General features: G+C 67.8%; 15 protein-coding genes. 10 read left to right on the top strand and 5 right to left on the bottom strand.

From position 1 onward, the window contains the following. Positions 1-436 precede the first annotated feature (436 nt). The 3 genes from KU887_RS33690 to KU887_RS33680 all read left to right on the top strand — a co-directional run bounded on the left by KU887_RS33690 (position 437) and on the right by KU887_RS33680 (position 4494). Positions 437-2242: a winged helix-turn-helix domain-containing protein gene (locus tag KU887_RS33690; RefSeq protein ID WP_069353396.1), complete on the top strand. Its 1806-nt coding sequence runs from the start codon at positions 437-439 to the stop codon at positions 2240-2242. 230 nt (positions 2243-2472) lie between these two features. Further along, positions 2473-2898, top strand: a complete 426-nt coding sequence (locus tag KU887_RS33685) for a DoxX family protein (protein ID WP_069353417.1) — start codon at positions 2473-2475, stop codon at positions 2896-2898. Between the two features lie 111 nt (positions 2899-3009). Beyond that, on the top strand, positions 3010-4494 hold the full coding sequence (locus KU887_RS33680; protein WP_258258559.1) for a mechanosensitive ion channel family protein: 1485 nt from the start codon (positions 3010-3012) through the stop codon (positions 4492-4494). A gap of 47 nt (positions 4495-4541) precedes the next feature. Here the strand turns inward: KU887_RS33680 and KU887_RS33675 are convergent, their stop codons facing one another. Then, a complete protein-coding gene (locus KU887_RS33675) occupies positions 4542-5450 on the bottom strand; it encodes a LysR family transcriptional regulator (RefSeq protein ID WP_006481353.1) in 909 nt (302 codons plus the stop codon). A 121-nt stretch (positions 5451-5571) separates the two neighbouring features. Here KU887_RS33675 and KU887_RS33670 point away from each other — a divergent pair, with 121 nt between their 5' ends. Then, the gene (locus tag KU887_RS33670) at positions 5572-6477 is read left to right on the top strand and encodes an AraC family transcriptional regulator (protein WP_006498459.1); all 906 of its coding nucleotides are present in this window, start codon (positions 5572-5574) and stop codon (positions 6475-6477) included. Between the two features lie 101 nt (positions 6478-6578). Further along, entirely contained in the window at positions 6579-7742 is a 1164-nt protein-coding gene (locus KU887_RS33665) for an aldose epimerase family protein (protein WP_258258557.1), read from the top strand. 27 nt (positions 7743-7769) lie between these two features. On the opposite strand, the gene KU887_RS33660 is transcribed toward KU887_RS33665, so the two are convergent. Together KU887_RS33660 and KU887_RS33655 are read right to left on the bottom strand one after the other, a co-directional pair. Then, positions 7770-8630: a PhzF family phenazine biosynthesis protein gene (locus KU887_RS33660; RefSeq protein WP_060266472.1), complete on the bottom strand. Its 861-nt coding sequence runs from the start codon at positions 8628-8630 to the stop codon at positions 7770-7772. A gap of 16 nt (positions 8631-8646) precedes the next feature. After that, positions 8647-9465, bottom strand: coding sequence for a TrmB family transcriptional regulator (locus KU887_RS33655; RefSeq protein ID WP_060266475.1), 819 nt, complete (start codon positions 9463-9465; stop codon positions 8647-8649). A gap of 133 nt (positions 9466-9598) precedes the next feature. On the opposite strand from KU887_RS33655, the gene KU887_RS33650 reads away from it, so the two are divergent. Together KU887_RS33650 and KU887_RS33645 are read left to right on the top strand one after the other, a co-directional pair. Then, on the top strand, positions 9599-9964 hold the full coding sequence (locus KU887_RS33650; protein ID WP_006498454.1) for a RidA family protein: 366 nt from the start codon (positions 9599-9601) through the stop codon (positions 9962-9964). After that, positions 9961-11166, top strand: coding sequence for an MFS transporter (locus KU887_RS33645; RefSeq protein ID WP_109343125.1), 1206 nt, complete (start codon positions 9961-9963; stop codon positions 11164-11166). The genes KU887_RS33650 and KU887_RS33645 overlap by 4 nt, the downstream gene beginning before the upstream one ends. 44 nt (positions 11167-11210) lie before the next feature. Here KU887_RS33645 and KU887_RS33640 read toward each other — a convergent pair whose 3' ends face one another. Further along, a complete protein-coding gene (locus KU887_RS33640) occupies positions 11211-12182 on the bottom strand; it encodes an AraC family transcriptional regulator (RefSeq protein ID WP_043205938.1) in 972 nt (323 codons plus the stop codon). A gap of 94 nt (positions 12183-12276) precedes the next feature. Between KU887_RS33640 and KU887_RS33635 the strand changes: the two genes are divergently transcribed. Both KU887_RS33635 and KU887_RS33630 read left to right on the top strand, forming a co-directional pair. Beyond that, positions 12277-13110, top strand: a complete 834-nt coding sequence (locus KU887_RS33635) for an oxidoreductase (RefSeq protein WP_006498450.1) — start codon at positions 12277-12279, stop codon at positions 13108-13110. Between the two features lie 137 nt (positions 13111-13247). Beyond that, the gene (locus KU887_RS33630; RefSeq protein ID WP_006498449.1) at positions 13248-14084 is read left to right on the top strand and encodes an alpha/beta fold hydrolase; all 837 of its coding nucleotides are present in this window, start codon (positions 13248-13250) and stop codon (positions 14082-14084) included. A gap of 96 nt (positions 14085-14180) precedes the next feature. Here the strand turns inward: KU887_RS33630 and KU887_RS33625 are convergent, their stop codons facing one another. Then, positions 14181-15101, bottom strand: coding sequence for a LysR substrate-binding domain-containing protein (locus tag KU887_RS33625; protein WP_258258554.1), 921 nt, complete (start codon positions 15099-15101; stop codon positions 14181-14183). 165 nt (positions 15102-15266) lie between these two features. Here KU887_RS33625 and KU887_RS33620 point away from each other — a divergent pair, with 165 nt between their 5' ends. Next, the gene (locus KU887_RS33620; RefSeq protein WP_006498447.1) at positions 15267-15917 is read left to right on the top strand and encodes a LysE family translocator; all 651 of its coding nucleotides are present in this window, start codon (positions 15267-15269) and stop codon (positions 15915-15917) included. Positions 15918-15935: the final 18 nt, after the last annotated feature.

Raw genomic sequence — 15935 nt, 5'->3', positions numbered from 1 at the left:
GGCGTTCGCGCAGGGCTGAGCTTCGCGATGCCGGTTCCGCGCGGCGAATCGCGCCGGAAGCGAGCCAGAAGCGCATGCCAATACGTCGACGGATATTCGGCCGGCGCAATAGAGCAACCCGAAAATAAACCGGCCGTTCGAATCGAAAAGAAAATGCGCCGCATATCTCCGTCCGGCAAACATTTCGTCTGATATATCGAAATCGCATTCATGGACGCATGCACCATTTGCACATGAAACGTGCGTGATCGCGCCGCATTTCAGTGCTGGAGTGCAAAACAGCACCGTGCGGCGGAATTTTTCGTCATTTCAAAAAATTCGAGCCGTTCATTCTGATAATTTGAATCATTCGACCATGCAAATACCGTAGCATTGATGCCGAACCGGCACCCGATTTCAGTGGGGCGCCGTTGAATGTCACCCTCAAGAAATTCTCATGATCCGGATTGGAACACTTCACGTTTTTCTCGACAGACGTGAAATTCGTTCGAACGGCAAGCTGCTGCGCATCGGCAGCCGCGCATTCGAAATTCTCGAGCTGTTGATTCGGGCGAATGGTGCGCTGGTATCGAAAGACGACATCATGCAGCGGGTATGGCCGCACACCGTGGTGGAGGAAAACAACCTGCAGGTGCACATCGCGTCGCTGCGCAAGGCGCTGGCCGACGACCGCAACCTGATCGTCACGGTGCCGGGCCGCGGCTATCGGTTGGTCGTCGGGCAGGACGACGGCGACGCGCCCGTGCGTCCCGCGATGTGGCGGCCGTCTGCGGCGCCGAGCACGCTGTTCGGCCGCGAACAGACGGTCGCCGACGTGCTGGCCGCCCTGCAGGGCGCGCGCGTCGTGACGCTGGTCGGCGCGGGCGGCATCGGCAAGACGCGCGTCGCGATCGAAGCGGCGGCGCGCGCCGACGCACGCTTTCCGGAAGGCACCGTATTCGTTTCGCTCGCGACCGTCGCGTGTCCGCGCTTCGTCCCGGACGCGCTGGCGGGCGCGTTCGGCATCACGCAGCCGACCGGGTCGCTGACCCTCGAAGCAGTGCTCGCCAGCGTCGCGCGTCGCCGGATGCTGCTCGTGCTCGACAATTGCGAGCACCTGCTCGACGCCGCCGCGCAGATCGCGAGCGCGCTCACCGATGCGGACGACGGGCTGTGCGTGCTCGCGACGAGCCGCGAATCGCTGCGCATCCACGGCGAGCGCGTGTGCCCGGTGCCGCCGCTCGACGTCCCCGACGAAGGGGGCGGCGACGGCGAGGCGATGAACGCCAGCGCGGTGCAGTTGTTCGCGGCGCGGGCACGTGCGGCCGATCCGCGTTTTCCGCTCGACGCGCGCAGCCTGGCGTTGATGGCGTCGGTCTGCCGTCGCCTCGACGGCCTGCCGCTCGCGATCGAACTGGCGGCGGCGCGCGCCGCCGTGCTGGGCATCGACGTGCTGGCCGCCCATCTCGACGATCACTTTCGGTTGCTGACCGGCGGTTTTCGCACCGCGTTGCCCCGTCACCAGACGCTGCAGGCGATGTACGACTGGAGCTACCGGTTGCTCGGGGACGCCGAGCGCCTGCTGCTGCGATGGCTCGGCGTGTTTCGCGACGGCTTCTCGATCGAGGCCGTGCGCGAGGTCGTCGGTGCCAACGGGCCGGCCGGCGCCGAGCTGCTCGAGACGATCGCCGGCCTCGTGTCGAAATCGCTGGTGATCCTCGAGACCGCGCACGGCGTGCCGCGCTACCGGCTGTTGACGACCACGCGGGCCTACGCGCAACAGCAACTCGACAGTCACGGCGAGGGCGCGGCTGCGGCGCGCGCGCACGCGACCTACTTCCTCGCGTTGTTCCGGCGCGCGGCCCACGGTGGCGACGCGCCGGGCAGCGGGCCGGAGGGCGCGACCCGGCTCGATGCGGTCCGCCGCGAGCTCGGCAATCTGCGTGTCGCGCTCGACTGGACATTTTCGGCGCAGGGCGACGCGGCGCTCGGCATCGCGCTCACGGCCGTCGCGGTGCCGTGCCTGTTCGATCTGTCGCTCGTCGACGAATGTCGCGAGCGCGCGCGCGTCGCGCTCGATGCGATGCGTGACGCGGATGCAACCGGGGTGTCCGACGATGCGCGCGTGCGGGTGCTGGCCGCGTATGCGGCGGCGCTCGCGCATACCGCAGGGTCGACGCAGGTCGTGCACGATGCGTGGTCGGAGGTGCACGCACTCGGATTCGATGCGGCCGAGGCCGAACTGCCGTCGGGCGAGTCGTGACGCCGGGTTCGTGCGCGTCTCCCGTGTTTCAGAACGATTCAGCCCGGATACAGGACGGCGGCAGGCGGCGCGCGTAGATTGCCTGAACGGCGCGTGCCGACACCCCGTCGGCACGCGTGCGCATCGACCGCCTGCGCTCGCCGACATCGCGCGATCCCACTGAAGGTCGGCGCGGCGAAACACCCGGCGCACGCGTCGCCGCGCATCCCGTTCAACCGACGAACCGCCGCATGAAACCTGATCAATCCGACCTTTCCCGTCACGCGACCGATCTCGGCCTGCTGTTCCTGCGCGTCGCCGCCAGCGTGCTGTTGCTCGTCGTGCACGGCTTGCCGAAGATCGTGCATTACACGGCCGAAGCCGCGGCGATCGAAGATCCGTTCCATCTCGGCCGCACGCTGTCGATCCTGTTCGCGATCTTCGCGGAGGTCGTGTGCCCGGTCTTCGTGATCGTCGGTCTGTATCCGAGGCTGGCGGCGCTGCCGGTGATGATCGTCACGCTCGTCGCGCTGGTGTTCGTCCACCCGGACTGGCCGCTGCGCGATGCGCAGTTCGCGTGGATGCTGCTGATCCTGTTCGGCACGATCGCGATCGCGGGTGCCGGCCGCTACGTGTTGCCACTGCCGTTGCCGAGCGTCATGCGCCGGCGCGCCTAGCGGCGGCCAGTGCGTCGGCGGCCCGCACGCCATGTGCCCGACGATTCCGTCCGCGCGGCGACGTACGTGCTGCCGCGCCCATCCTTTCGCGCGCCGCGCGTGCGTTCCGACATGTTGAATTTCTCCGATACGGCGATCTACGGCGCGCCGATCGTGCTGGCCGATCTCGCCGCGTGGCGGCTGTTCGGGCGCGGTCGCTCCGCGGCGCGCGCCATCCGGCGCTGCGCGGCGTTCGCCGCGTTGACCGCGGTGCTGTTCGCGACCGGCGTGAGCCCGCTCGCCGTGCCCGCGTCGCTCGCCTGGCTCGACCGGATCGCGGTCCAGGCCATCTGCATCGCCTGGTGGCTCCAGTGCGCGATCGTGTTCAGTCTGCTGCTCAATCATCTGCTGCTGCTGCCGCGTGCGTGGCGCAACCAGCGGCTGTTTCACGACCTCGCCGAAGCCATCGTGTTCGGCGCGGCCGCGGTGGCCGCGCTCGGCTACGTGCTCGGCCTGCCGTTGAGCGGCCTGGTCGCGACCTCCGGCGCCGTGGCGGTGATACTCGGCCTCGCGCTCCAGAACACGCTGAACGACGTGTTCTCCGGGCTCGTGCTGAATACCACGCAACCGTTCCGGCTCGACGATACGGTCTCGATCGGCGAGCTCGAAGGGCGCATCGTCGAGAGCAACTGGCGTGCGACGAAGCTGATCGACAGCCTCGGCAACCTGGTCGTCGTGCCGAACAGCACCGCGGCGCGCGCGACGATCGTGAATCTCAGCGAACCCGCGGGCCTGCACGGCGTGACGCTCGCGCTCGACCTCGATCCCGCGGTGCGGCCGGCGGTGGCCGTCGGCGCGCTGGAGCGGGCCGCGGCGAGTTCGCTCGACGTGCTCGCGCGCCCCGCGCCGATCGCCGTCGTGAAGGCGTTCCGCGCGAACGCGATCCAGTACGAACTCGTCTGCTACGTCGACGCACTGCAGAAGAAAATTACCGTGCGCAACGCGCTCTACGATCTCGCGCATCGGCATCTGGCCGCGGCGGGCGTCGCATGGCGGCCGCTAGCAGGCTCTGCGCCGGCGTCCGTATCGACATCGCTAGGGCAGCCGGTATCGCGTCGGCTACTGCTGTTGCGCGCGGTCGAATTGTTCGCGCGCGTGGACGACGACGATCTGGCCGTGCTGGCCGATGCGCTGGTTGCGCGTTCGTTCGGCAAGGGCGACGTGATCTATGCGTCGAATGCGGAGTCGCGCGTGCTGACGATCGTCGAATCGGGCGTCGCGGCGGTGTTCGTGCCGGGCGCTTCCGGCGATGTCGAAGTCCGGCGCATGGCGCCGGGCGATGCGATCGGGCAGTCGGTCGTGCTCGCCGGCACGCGGCTTCATGCGACCGTGCACGCGGTGACCGCGATGACCGTGCATCAGCTTCGCAGCGAGGATCTGTCGGCACTGATCGCGAGGAAGCCGGCGCTCGGCAGGCTGATGTGCGAGTCGCTCACCGACCATATCGCGACCGAGGAACGGGTGATGATTCCGCCGGTCGAGAAAGCGCACGCGGGGTTCAGCCTGATCGGGTGGCTCGAGAAGGAAATGAAGCGGCTGCACGATTCGCTCGGCTGACGCCGGGCCGGATCGCGAGGGCCGCTGGCGGCCCGCGAACGGGCGTGTCAGTCCGGCGTCGTGAAACGATCGACGAGATCCGGCTGGTCGAGTTGCTCGACCCACCAGTGCAGCGCGCGGCCCGCCTCGTCGCCGCGCCACGCGAGATAGCAGTGCGTGGTATCGCGCATGCCGGTCACCTGGCGTGCGACGAGCTTGCCGTCGGCGATCGCGCGCGCCGCGATGCATTCGGGCAGCGTGCCGACCGCGAGCCCTTCGCATTGCGCTTCCAGCTTCGCGGCCAGCGTCGGTACCGCGAGATACGGCTGGCCCGCATCGATCGCTACCGACTGCGGCTGCAGTTCGCGCGACGTATCGCTGATCACCGCGCCGCGATACTGGACGACCGACGCCATCGCCAGCGGTTCGGGCAGCGCCGCGAGCGGATGGGACGGCGCGACCGCGAACACGTGTTTCAGCGAGCCGATCGGCCGTGCGACGATGCCCGGCAACTCCGGCGGTTCGCCCGCCGCGCCGACGACGAGATCCGCCCGCCGCGAAATCAGCGCATCCCACGCGCCGCCGAGCACTTCGGTCGACAGCCGCAACCGCGTGTCCATCCCGAGCGCGTAGAACCGGTGGACGTACGGCCACAGCGCGTCGAACGGCAAGATTTCGTCGATACAGACGCGGACTTCCGTTTCCCAGCCCTGTTGCGCGCGCAGCGCCTTCATTTCGAGCTGCTCGGCCGCCCGCAGCAGGCGCCGGCCTTCCTCGACGACGATGCGGCCCGCATGCGTGAGCTTCGCGCGCCGTCCGCTGCGGTCGAACAGCGCCACGCCGAGATCGCTTTCGAGTTTCTGCACCAGGTAGGTGAGCGCGGACGGGACACGATGCAGCAGTTCCGCTGCTTCGGCAAAGGTGCCGGTGCGGTCGATCGCGTCCAGGGCTTCGAGCGCTTCGAATGACAGCTTCATCGCGAATTCCGGTAGGGGGTGGCTGGCGCATCATACCAGTGCGGGGTGCGGCGCGAGCAGCGTGCGTCGCCGCGATTTGCTAGAGTGACAAGCCTCGTCATTCACCTTCCCGCATCGCCCCATGAGCGCCCCTCAGCCGGACACCGCATCGTCCGATTTCATCCCGGCCGACGTCAGGCAGACCGTCGTCACGCAAGCGTTGCCGAACGGGCAAATCGGTATCGTCCGGCTCAAGACCTTGCGCAGGAACATGGGGTTGACCGCGCCCTACGAACTCGAGAATACGGATCTGATCGTGCTGCAGTTGCAACCGTTCGGCGAGCAGGATCTGTGGCTCGACGGCCGCCCCGCACCGTTCGTTCCGTATGACGCGGGAACCGTGTCGATCTACGATCTCGACCGTCGCTGGGTGGCCGATCTCCAAGGTGCGTTCGATTGCCTGCATTTCCATCTGCCGCGCCACACGCTCGAGGAAACCGTCGACGACCTCGGCGGCCGGCAGCGGCCGCAGCTTTATCTGCCGCCGCATCTGAGCACCCACGATTCGGTCATCCATGCGCTCGGACACGCGCTGCTGCCTGCGCTGGCCCGGCCGGGCGAAGCGTCGCAGATCTTCATCGATCACGTGGGGCTGGCGTTTCAGGCGCACGTCGCGCATCGTTACGGCGGCGTCGGCGAACGGCGGGAAAGGTCGGACGGCAAGCTCACGCCGTCGCAGGCGCGCCGCGCGAAGGAGTTGCTGCTCGCGCACCTCGACGGCAACATCGGCCTGGCCGACGTGGCGAGCGCGTGCGGGCTGTCTCGCGGTCATTTCGTCAAGGCGTTTCATCGAACGACCGGGCTGCCGCCGCATCGCTGGCTCATCGTGCAGCGCGTCGAACGGGCGAAGGAATGGATGCGTGACCCGAACATGCCGTTGAGCATGATCGCCGTTGCATGCGGCTTCGCCGATCAGAGCCATTTCTCGCGCACCTTCACGCGCTTGACCGGTGTCACGCCTCGCCGGTGGCGCGCGGACCATACGTGATCGTCGCGACGCGGATGCGGGGCGCGGCATGGCAAGCGCGGCGACGTGCAGGCATGCAACTTGCGCGGCCGCACGGGCCGCACTACTTTGGAGAGATTTCCATGAAACGACGCTGGCCGCGACAACCGATGCTCGCGATAGGTGTGTTCGCAACGTTCGCGCTGCACGCAGCCGTTGCATCGGCGGCGCCCGACGTCTCGATCAGCTGCGCGGATTACGGCACGACCGCGACCGGGCAGGCGGTGAGCCAGTACACGCTCGCGAACCGGCACGGCGTGACGCTGAAAGTCATCACGTACGGCGGCATCGTGACCGCCCTGGACGTGCCCGACCGAACCGGCCACGCGGCCGACATCGTGCTCGGCTTCGATTCGCTGCGCGACTACGAGGCGCACAACGGCAACATCCATTTCGGCGCGCTGATCGGCCGGTATGCGAACCGCATCGCGGGCGGCCGTTTCACGCTCGGCGGCAAGACGTGGAAGCTGCCGGTCAACGACGGGCCGAACACGCTGCACGGCGGCCCCGACAGTTTCGATGCGAAGGTCTGGACGGTTACCGGCACGCACAGCGACGCGACCGGTTCGAGCGTCACGCTGCGCTACGTGAGCCCCGACGGCGAGAACGGCTTCCCCGGCACGTTGACGACCGACGTGACCTACACGCTGACCCGCGACAACCAGATCCGCATCGACTATCGCGCCACGACGGACAAGGACACGGTCGTCAACCTGACCAACCACAGCTACTTCAATCTGGCCGGGCAGGCGGGCGGCAGCGTCGAGCGGCAACTGATCGAGATCGCCGCATCGCGTTTCACGCCGACCGACGATACGTCGATTCCGACCGGGCAACTGGCGAGCGTCGCAGGCACGCCGATGGACTTGCGCCAGTTGACGCCAATCGGCGCGCATGTGCGCGATGCACATCCGCAGCTCGCGATCGCGCATGGCTACGACCAGAACTGGGTGCTCGACCAGGGCGGCCAGTCGGCCCCCGCGTTTGCCGCGCGCGCCTACGACCCCGCGTCGGGGCGTTTCCTCGAGCTGTACACGACGCAGCCGGGGCTGCAGTTCTATACGGCCAACGGGTTGAACGGCAGCGTCGCGGGCAAGGGCGGGACGATCTACCGGCAAACCGATGCGTTCGCGCTGGAAGCCGAGCATTTTCCCGATTCGCCGAATCGTCCGGCGTTTCCGTCGACGGTCCTGAAGCCCGGCGAGACGCTGCACGAAGTGACGGTGTGGCGGGTGGGCGCGCGGTGAGCGTCGGCGTCGGCCGCATCGCGTTCGTCAAACGTTGATCACGCCGCGCCCGATTTCGATCACGCGCCCGCCGACGCCGATTTCGCCCGCGGCATTGACCGACAGGCGCAGCAGGCAAGGGCGGCCGACGGCTTCGCCCTGTTCGATCCGAAATGCGGCCGGCAGGTCGTGCCCTCCGGCCAGCAGCCAGCCGCCCAGGTTCGCGCAGGCCGAACCGGTGCCCGGATCTTCCGACACGCCGCCGCCCTGCTTCACGAAGAAGTAGCGGGACACGACCGTTCCCGGGCGTGCGTCGTCGAACGCGAACACATACGCGGTCTTGCGGCCCAGGCCGCTCCGGGGCCAGATGTCGAGGTGCGCGCTGTCGGGTTGTGCGCGCCGCACGGCGGCCGGGTCCTTGAGCGCGACCAGCAACTGGTCGGCACCGGTATTGACCCACAGCGGCGGCGCGAGCAGATCGTCCTCGGCGAGCCCGAGCAGCGCCGCGACCTGCGCAGCGGACAACGCGCACGGCGCCGTGTTCGGCATGCCTGAGTGCGGCGCGGTGAAGGTCCACACGTCGTCGCGCGCCGTGACGTCGACGACGCCGGCCTTGAATTCGAGCGTGAGCGCGTCGCCGGCATTCAGCCGCTCGCGCACGACGTGCGCGGTGCCGAGCGTCGGATGGCCGGCAAACGCCATCTCGTAGCCGGGCGTGAAGATGCGAACGCGTGCATGCGCGCGTTCGGACGGCAGCACGAAGGTCGTCTCCGACAGGTTGAACTGCACGGCCAGCGCCTGCATGGTCGCATCGTCCATGCCGCGCGCATCGTCGAATACGCAAAGCGGGTTGCCGCCGAACGTTGATTCGGCGAAGACGTTCAACAGACGGAAGGTGTAGGGGGGCATCGATATCTCGTACGGGTCAGCTCGACTTGTCGAGCGGCGCAAGCATCGCCTGCATGTCGGGATGCTTCAGTACTTTCCGGTATTCCGCCGGACTCATGGCGTCGATCAATACGCGGCCGCTCACGTCGGCCTTGATGTACTCGACCGCGAGCAGCGCGATGACCGGATTGGTCGTCAGCGTCGCATGGTCGGGCGACTGATCGCCGAATTCCGCGACCACGGCCTCGGTGTCGTCCGCGATCGCGACGGCCAGCCTCCGCCCCGACAGCCGAAGTCGCGCGCTGGCGCCGCATTTGGCCATGTCGTAGCAGCGCGGGCCGTTGAGCGTGCGATTGCCGTAGATCGCCACGTGCGTATCCACGCCGCGCGCCGCGGCTGCTTCGAGCAGCGGCCCGAGATCGTCGATTTCTTCGTCCCAGACACCCGCGAAGATCGCCGTCTTCGCATGGTCGATCACGCGCGCGAAAGCGCTGACGATCGCCTCCCGCCCGCTCAACGACCAGACTAGCCCCGGCTCTTGCCGCACCGGCAACCGGTCGAGCGCGTCCGCTGCGAGCTCGAGATCCGCGTTGAAGCGCGTGCGCAGTTCTTCCAGCAGCGACCGGTGCGGCACGGCCGCATAGCGGACCGGTTCGGAGCGGTTCACGAGCACCGCGCCGCGCGCCTCGAGGCGGCCCAGGGTCTCGTAGACCTTCGATGGCGGCATGCCGGCGCGCCGGCCGACTTCCGCACCCGTCAGCGCGGCTTGGCCGACGAGCGCCGCGTACGCCTGCGCCTCGTATTGCGTGAAGCCAAGCCGGATCAGTGACGTGATCAGTTCCGCGTTGTCGTTCATGTGGATGGATTCGGATTGCCGTGACGCGCTTCAGGGGATGCTTGATTAACTACCGAAGTAGTATAGAATCGATTCAACTTACTACTGAAGTAGTAAGCGAGATTTCCCAACCTTACCGAGAAGGATCATCGAGATGCGTCAACGGATCAGTACCGGCTCCCCGTGGGAGCCGAAGGTGGGCTATTCGCGTGCCGTGGTCGTCGACAACACGATCTACGTATCGGGGACGGCCGGCAAAGGCGACGACGTGTATGCGCAGACGCGCGATGCGTTGGCGACGCTCGGCAAGGTCCTCGCGGACAGCGGATTCGCACTGTCGGATGTCGTCCAGAGCCGGCTGGTGGTCGCGGATTTCGACCATTGGGAAGACGCCGCACGTGCGCACGGCGAGATATACGGCGAGATCCGGCCGGCATTCTCGCTGGTCCATGCGTTGCCGTTCGTCGATCCTGAGATTCGCGTCGAGGTCGAGGCGATCGCGGTGCGGACGGCCGCATGACGGTCGCCGGCCCGCCCGCCTACCTGTCCCGCACCGCGATCGCGATGCTGGCGCTCGCGGCGGGCGTCGCGATCGCCAACGGCTATGCGCTGCAGCCGTCGCTGTCGGCCATTGCCGGCGATTTCGGCGTGTCGGCTGCGCGGATGGCGACCCTCGCGTCCGTGACGATGCTCGGCTATCTGGCCGGCCTGGCGCTGCTGGTGCCGCTGGTCGACCGGTTCGGTCCGCGCACGCTCATTCCGGCGCAAATGGGGGGGCTCGCGGTGTTGCTCGCGTGCGCGTCGCTGTCGTCGACGCCGCTCGCGCTCGACGCCTGCTTCGTGCTGGTGGGGGCCGCCACCACGGTCGCGGCGCAATGCAGCGCGGTGGTCGGCAAGCATGCGGAGCCGCGTCGGCGGGGCGCGGCGATGGGCGTGGTTTCCGCGGGCATTTCCGCCGGCATCCTGCTGAGCCGTTTCGTCGGCGGCGCGTTGTCGCAGTGGTGCGGATGGCGGGGCGCGCTGCTCGCGCTGGCCGGCTGCGTGGCGCTGGCGGCCGTCGGCAGTGGCGTGCTGTTGCCCGGCGGTCGGCCCGAACGGCGTTCCGGCCACGCAGCCACGATCGGCGCGATTCCGCGGCTGTTGCGCGACAGCACCGCATTGAGGCGCCGCACCGGCGCCGGCATGCTGTGGTTCTTCGCGTTCAATCTGGTCTGGGTCGGATTGGCGATCCGTCTGGCCGCGCCGCCGTACAGCATGGGGGCGGCCGCGATCGGCGCATACAGTCTCGCCGGCGTGCTCGGCCTCGGCGTGACGCGCGTGGCCGGCAAGCTCACCGATCGCTTCGGCGATCGGGCGGTGATCGGCTGGGGGCTCGCGGTGGCCGCGCTTTCCACGTTGCTGCTTGGCGTCGCCCTCGGACATCCAGGCTGGCTGGGCGTCGGGCTGGCGTGGTTCGATGCCGGTTGTTTCGCTGCCCAGGTCGCGAACCAGGCCCGCGTCGTGGCGATTCAGCCCGCACGGGCCGGTGCATTGAGCGCCGCGTACCTGACGCTGTACTACGCGGCCGGCGCGGGCGGCGCCGTGGCGGCAGGCATGCTCGTCGAACGGATCGGGTGGGGTGCGATGATGTTCGTCGCGGCCGTTGCCCTTGCGGCAGCCGGGTGGGTCGGGGCCGCACGCGTGAGCGTCGATGCCTCGGGCGAACCGACGTCCGCCGGTTGAGTGCGTGCGGGACGGCGGTCATCGGCCGGATGTTCGCGCCCACCTCAATGCGACGACACGAACACCGCATCGTCGAACGCTTGCGGAATCGCGAAGCTCGCGCGCATGCGCTGTGTTTCCTTCGCCGGCGTCAACCCGAACAGGCGCTTGAATTCCCGGCTGAACTGCGACGGGCTCGTATAGCCGACCGCGTAGCCGGCCGCCTCCGCCGTCAGGTCCTGGCGCACCATCAACAACCGCGCCTGATGCAGGCGCGTCGATTTCAGGTACTGCATCGGCGACACCTGCGTGACCGCCTTGAAGTGACTGTGAAAGCTCGGCACGCTCATGCCGGCTTCGTTGGCCAGTTGCGACACGTCGAGCGGCCGCGCGTAATCGGCGTGGATCATGCGTAACGATCGTCCGATCCGGCCGAATTGCCCGCGCATCGCCAGTGCGCTGCGCATCGCGTCACCTTGCGCGCCGGTCAGCACGCGGAAATACAACTCGCGAAGCAGCGCCGGGCCGAGCACCGCGGCGTCGAGCGGCCGCTGCAGCGCCTCGACGAACCGCAGCACCGACGCGTGCATCGCTTGATCCATCGGCGTCGACATCATGCTCTTCGGCGCCTGCACGGTTTCCGCGCGGCCAGCGCGGTCGATCTGCGCGGCGAGTTCGGCGGCCAGCGTGAAATCGAGGTGCAGGTACAGCGCGAGCAGCGGGCGCTCGGGCGTGGCGTCGGTTTCCATGCTGAACGGGACGGGCACGGAGACGGCCAGGTAATGGTGTTCGTCGTACAGATAGCGCTCGCCGCCGAAGTAGCCGCGCTTCGATCCCTGGCACACGATCACGATGCCCGGGTCGTACAGCACCGGCGTGCGCGACAGCGCGCGGTTCGCGCGCAGGATGCGCACGCTCGGCAGCGCGGTCAGGTTGTAGCCTTCGTCGGGCGCCAGCGTGCGCAGCAGTGTCACCAGGCGTTTCCGGTCGCGCGGCGGCAGCGCTGAAGAGCGAACGGAGGCGGGCGAGATGCTCATAGTTTTGTGCAAGAAAATCAGCGGAATCGGGCTTATTCGGCGTGGTTCGTCAGATTAGTATGCACGCTTCAATCGACATTCGGGAGAAGCTCAGATGGCATCCGGCAACATCATGCTCATTACCGGCGTCAGCAGCGGTTTCGGCCGTGCGCTGGCCCAGGAAGCGCTGGCCGCCGGTCACACGGTGGTCGGCACGGTGCGCAGCGCGCAGGCGGCGCGCGACTTCGAAGCGCTGTCCGCGCAGGCGGCCGTCGCGCGCGTGCTCGACGTGACCGACTTCGCGCGCATCGACGGCGTCGTCGCGGACATCGAGGCGAACGTCGGGCCCGTCGACGTGCTCGTGAACAATGCGGGTTACGGACACGAAGGGATCCTGGAGGAAGCGCCGCTCGACGAGCTGCGCCGGCAGTTCGACGTGAACGTGTTCGGCGCGGTCGCGATGATGAAGGCCGTCGTGCCGTTCATGCGCGAACGCCGGCGCGGCCGCATCCTGAACATCACGTCGATGGGCGGCCACATCACGATGCCGGGCATCGCGTACTACTGCGGCAGCAAGTTCGCGCTGGAGGGCATTTCCGAGACGCTCGGCAAGGAGCTGGCGCCGTTCGGCATCGCGGTGACGGCCGTCGCGCCGGGTTCGTTCCGCACCGACTGGGCCGGCCGTTCGATGGCGCGCACGCCGCGCTCGATTGCCGACTACGACGCGCTGTTCGACCCGATCCGCCGCGCGCGCGAGGAAAAAAGCGGCAAACAACCGGGCGATCCGGCGAAGGCCGCGCGGGCGATGCTCGCCGTGATCGCGGCGGACCATCCGCCCGCGCATCTGCTGCTCGGCAGCGATGCGCTGCGGCTCGTGCGCAACAAGCTGGCGGCGCTGGACGACGAGATCCGCGCGTGGGAAGCCGTGACGGTGTCGACGGACGGCTGACGCGCGCCGTGTCGTTCGTTTCCTGCCGGTGGATGATCGGCCGTTGCATTGCACGATGGCATCGTGGTTTCACAATAATGGCCGATAATGGCAACCGGCCCGTTCGCCACGTTCATCCACCTCACAGGAGCATCGCGATGCCATACGTCACCACGAAGGACAACGTCGAGATTTTCTACAAGGATTGGGGTCCGAAAGACGCGCAGCCCGTCATGTTCCACCACGGCTGGCCGCTGTCCAGCGACGACTGGGATGCGCAGCTGCTGTTCTTCGTCCAGCACGGCTATCGCGTGATCGCGCACGATCGCCGCGGCCATGGCCGCTCGGCGCAAGTCTGGGACGGCCACGACATGGATCATTACGCGGCGGACGCGTTCGCGGTCGTCGAAGCGCTCGATCTGCGCAATGCGGTGCATATCGGTCACTCGACGGGCGGCGGCGAGGTGGCGCGCTACGTCGCGAAGCACGGCGAGCCGGCTGGCCGCGTCGCGAAGGCGGTGCTGGTCAGCGCGGTGCCGCCGCTGATGCTGAAAACCGATTCGAACCCCGAAGGCCTGCCGCTCGACGTGTTCGACGGTTTTCGCAAAGCGCTCGCCGACAACCGCGCGCAGTTCTTCCTCGACGTGCCGAGCGGCCCGTTCTACGGGTTCAACCGCGAAGGCGCGACCGTGCACCAGGGCGTGATCCGCAACTGGTGGCGGCAGGGGATGGAAGGCAGCGCGAAGGCGCATTACGACGGCATCAAGGCGTTTTCGGAAACGGACCAGACCGAAGACCTGAAGTCGATCTCCGTCCCGACGCTCGTGCTGCACGGCGAGGACGACCAGATCGTGCCGATCGCGGATTCCGCGCTGAAGTCGGTCAAGCTGCTGAAGAACGGCACGCTGAAGACCTACCCGGGTTATTCGCACGGGATGCTGACGGTCAACGCCGACGTGCTCAACGCCGACCTGCTCGCGTTCGTACGGGCGTAATGACGGCGGCGCCGGCCCGCCGCGGCGGGCGGCGCCGCGATCGAAGGCGGGCGATCCGGACGCGCGTGGAAAAGGACGGATCGCCCGCCATCTGCTTCACCCCGGACCGACGAAACGAACGCCCGGATGCGCGAGACGCGGCATCCGGCCGGCCAGGAACGCGTGCAGTTCGCGTACCTGCGCGACCTTGGCGGAATCTTCCGGCCACACGAGGTAATACGCATCGCCGGTGCTGACGGCCGTCTTGAACGGCAGCACGAGCTGCTTCTCGTCGATGGCCGTCGCACACAGCGCGAGATCGCCGATCGACAGGCCGTGGCCGGCGATGGCCGCCGCGATGCCCTGTTCGAGCATGTCGAACACCTGCCCGCGCGTGATGTCCAGGTCCAGATCGTGACCGCTGCCGTTGAGCCAGCGGCGCCAGTCGCGCCGGTCGGGCGACGGATGGATCAGCTCGCACGCGGCGGGATTCGCACGCGCGACCGTGGCGGTGGCTCGCGAGCACACCGGAATCAGCCATTCGTCGAACAGCTTCACGCAATGCGTGCTCTCGCCGAACTTGCCTGCACCGAGCAGGATCGCGCAATCGTAGGATTCGCTGAAGAAATCGACGGTATCGACGTCCATCCACACGCTCGCGATCTGCACCTCGAACGCCGGCCGCGTGCCGCGAAACGCGGCCAGCGCGTCGAGCAGCCAGCGCATCGTCAGCGTGGACGGCGCCTTGAGCCGCAGCACGTCGCGTTGCGTGCGGAACAGCATGCACGCTTCCTCGACCTGCCGGAAGCCGCGCCTGAGGCCGGCCGCGAAGATGTGGGCTTCCGCCGTCACGGTCATTTTCGGCCCGCGCCGGACGAACAGCTTCCGGCCGAAGTAGGCCTCCAGCGTCTTCACGTGCTTGCTGACCGCGCTTTGCGTCAGGCTCAGTTCCTCGGCGGCCAGCGTGAACGAGCCGGTGCGCGCGGCGCTCTCGAACGCGCGCAACGCATAGACGGGGGGAAGCGGTTTGGCCTTCATGGGTTTCGAGTATGAATAAAACTCATGTCATCGGACAGGATTTTCCGTTTTCGGTCGGCGGCCCGGGCGCGTGATACTGCCAGAAACCGCGCTTTTCGATCCATCGGGTCTCCATGATGCCATCGTGACGGGCGTGCTTCTCGACTCATCGAACAACTTTTTGTCATGACACTCCATTACCCGCTGCTGTTCGCCTATCTGGCCGCGATCGTGCTGCTCGTCGCGACGCCCGGCCCGGTCGTCATGCTCGTGACGGGCACCGTCGCGCGGCGCGGATTCCGCCAGGGCGTGCTGACCGCGGTGGGCGCGAATGCCGCGAGCCTCGTGATGATCGCGGGCGCGATGCTGATGGTGTTCGGCGTCGTGATGGTCAGCGCTCGCCTGCTTGCCGGCCTGCATGTCGCGGGGTGCCTGTTCATCGCGGTGCTCGCGATCCGGACGCTGCTCGGCGAATGGCGCGCCAACCGCGCACGGCATGGCGATGGCGCGGCGGCAGGCGAACCGATACCGCAGCCGCGCGGTTTGCCCGGCGTCGTGCGCGGCTTCCTCGTCGGCATCGCGAATCCGAAGGACCTGCTGTTCTTCGTCGCGTTCTTTCCGCAGTTCGTCGGCATCACGCCCGATTCGCGCGTGAGCCTCGCGATCCTCGCCGCGTTGTGGATCGCGGTCGATTTCACGATCCTCGCCGGCTACATGGCCGCGATCAACCATCCGGCGATTCATCGGAAGCAGCGCTGGATCTCGGCCTCGTCGGCGCTTGCGCTGCTCGCGATTGCGCTCGCCGGGCTCGGCAGCACGATCGCGGGCGCCGCGTAGCGCATCGGCGATCTGCGT

The sequence above is a fragment of the Burkholderia sp. EMB26 genome, assembly GCF_024730645.1.
Taxonomy (GTDB): domain Bacteria; phylum Pseudomonadota; class Gammaproteobacteria; order Burkholderiales; family Burkholderiaceae; genus Burkholderia; species Burkholderia cenocepacia.
The sequence above is the reverse complement of the archived record's forward strand: the minus strand, read 5'-3'. Positions and strand labels throughout refer to the sequence as shown.

Bases quoted from the DNA above. Each gene is read 5' to 3' on its own strand.
- KU887_RS33690 (WP_069353396.1), top strand. From the start codon at position 437: ATGATCCGGATTGGAACACTTCACGTTTTTCTCGACAGACGTGAAATT.
- KU887_RS33685 (WP_069353417.1), top strand. From the start codon at position 2,473: ATGAAACCTGATCAATCCGACCTTTCCCGTCACGCGACCGATCTCGGC.
- KU887_RS33680 (WP_258258559.1), top strand. From the start codon at position 3,010: ATGTTGAATTTCTCCGATACGGCGATCTACGGCGCGCCGATCGTGCTG.
- KU887_RS33675 (WP_006481353.1), bottom strand. From the start codon at position 5,450: ATGAAGCTGTCATTCGAAGCGCTCGAAGCCCTGGACGCGATCGACCGC.
- KU887_RS33670 (WP_006498459.1), top strand. From the start codon at position 5,572: ATGAGCGCCCCTCAGCCGGACACCGCATCGTCCGATTTCATCCCGGCC.
- KU887_RS33665 (WP_258258557.1), top strand. From the start codon at position 6,579: ATGAAACGACGCTGGCCGCGACAACCGATGCTCGCGATAGGTGTGTTC.
- KU887_RS33660 (WP_060266472.1), bottom strand. From the start codon at position 8,630: ATGCCCCCCTACACCTTCCGTCTGTTGAACGTCTTCGCCGAATCAACG.
- KU887_RS33655 (WP_060266475.1), bottom strand. From the start codon at position 9,465: ATGAACGACAACGCGGAACTGATCACGTCACTGATCCGGCTTGGCTTC.
- KU887_RS33650 (WP_006498454.1), top strand. From the start codon at position 9,599: ATGCGTCAACGGATCAGTACCGGCTCCCCGTGGGAGCCGAAGGTGGGC.
- KU887_RS33645 (WP_109343125.1), top strand. From the start codon at position 9,961: ATGACGGTCGCCGGCCCGCCCGCCTACCTGTCCCGCACCGCGATCGCG.
- KU887_RS33640 (WP_043205938.1), bottom strand. From the start codon at position 12,182: ATGAGCATCTCGCCCGCCTCCGTTCGCTCTTCAGCGCTGCCGCCGCGC.
- KU887_RS33635 (WP_006498450.1), top strand. From the start codon at position 12,277: ATGGCATCCGGCAACATCATGCTCATTACCGGCGTCAGCAGCGGTTTC.
- KU887_RS33630 (WP_006498449.1), top strand. From the start codon at position 13,248: ATGCCATACGTCACCACGAAGGACAACGTCGAGATTTTCTACAAGGAT.
- KU887_RS33625 (WP_258258554.1), bottom strand. From the start codon at position 15,101: ATGAAGGCCAAACCGCTTCCCCCCGTCTATGCGTTGCGCGCGTTCGAG.
- KU887_RS33620 (WP_006498447.1), top strand. From the start codon at position 15,267: ATGACACTCCATTACCCGCTGCTGTTCGCCTATCTGGCCGCGATCGTG.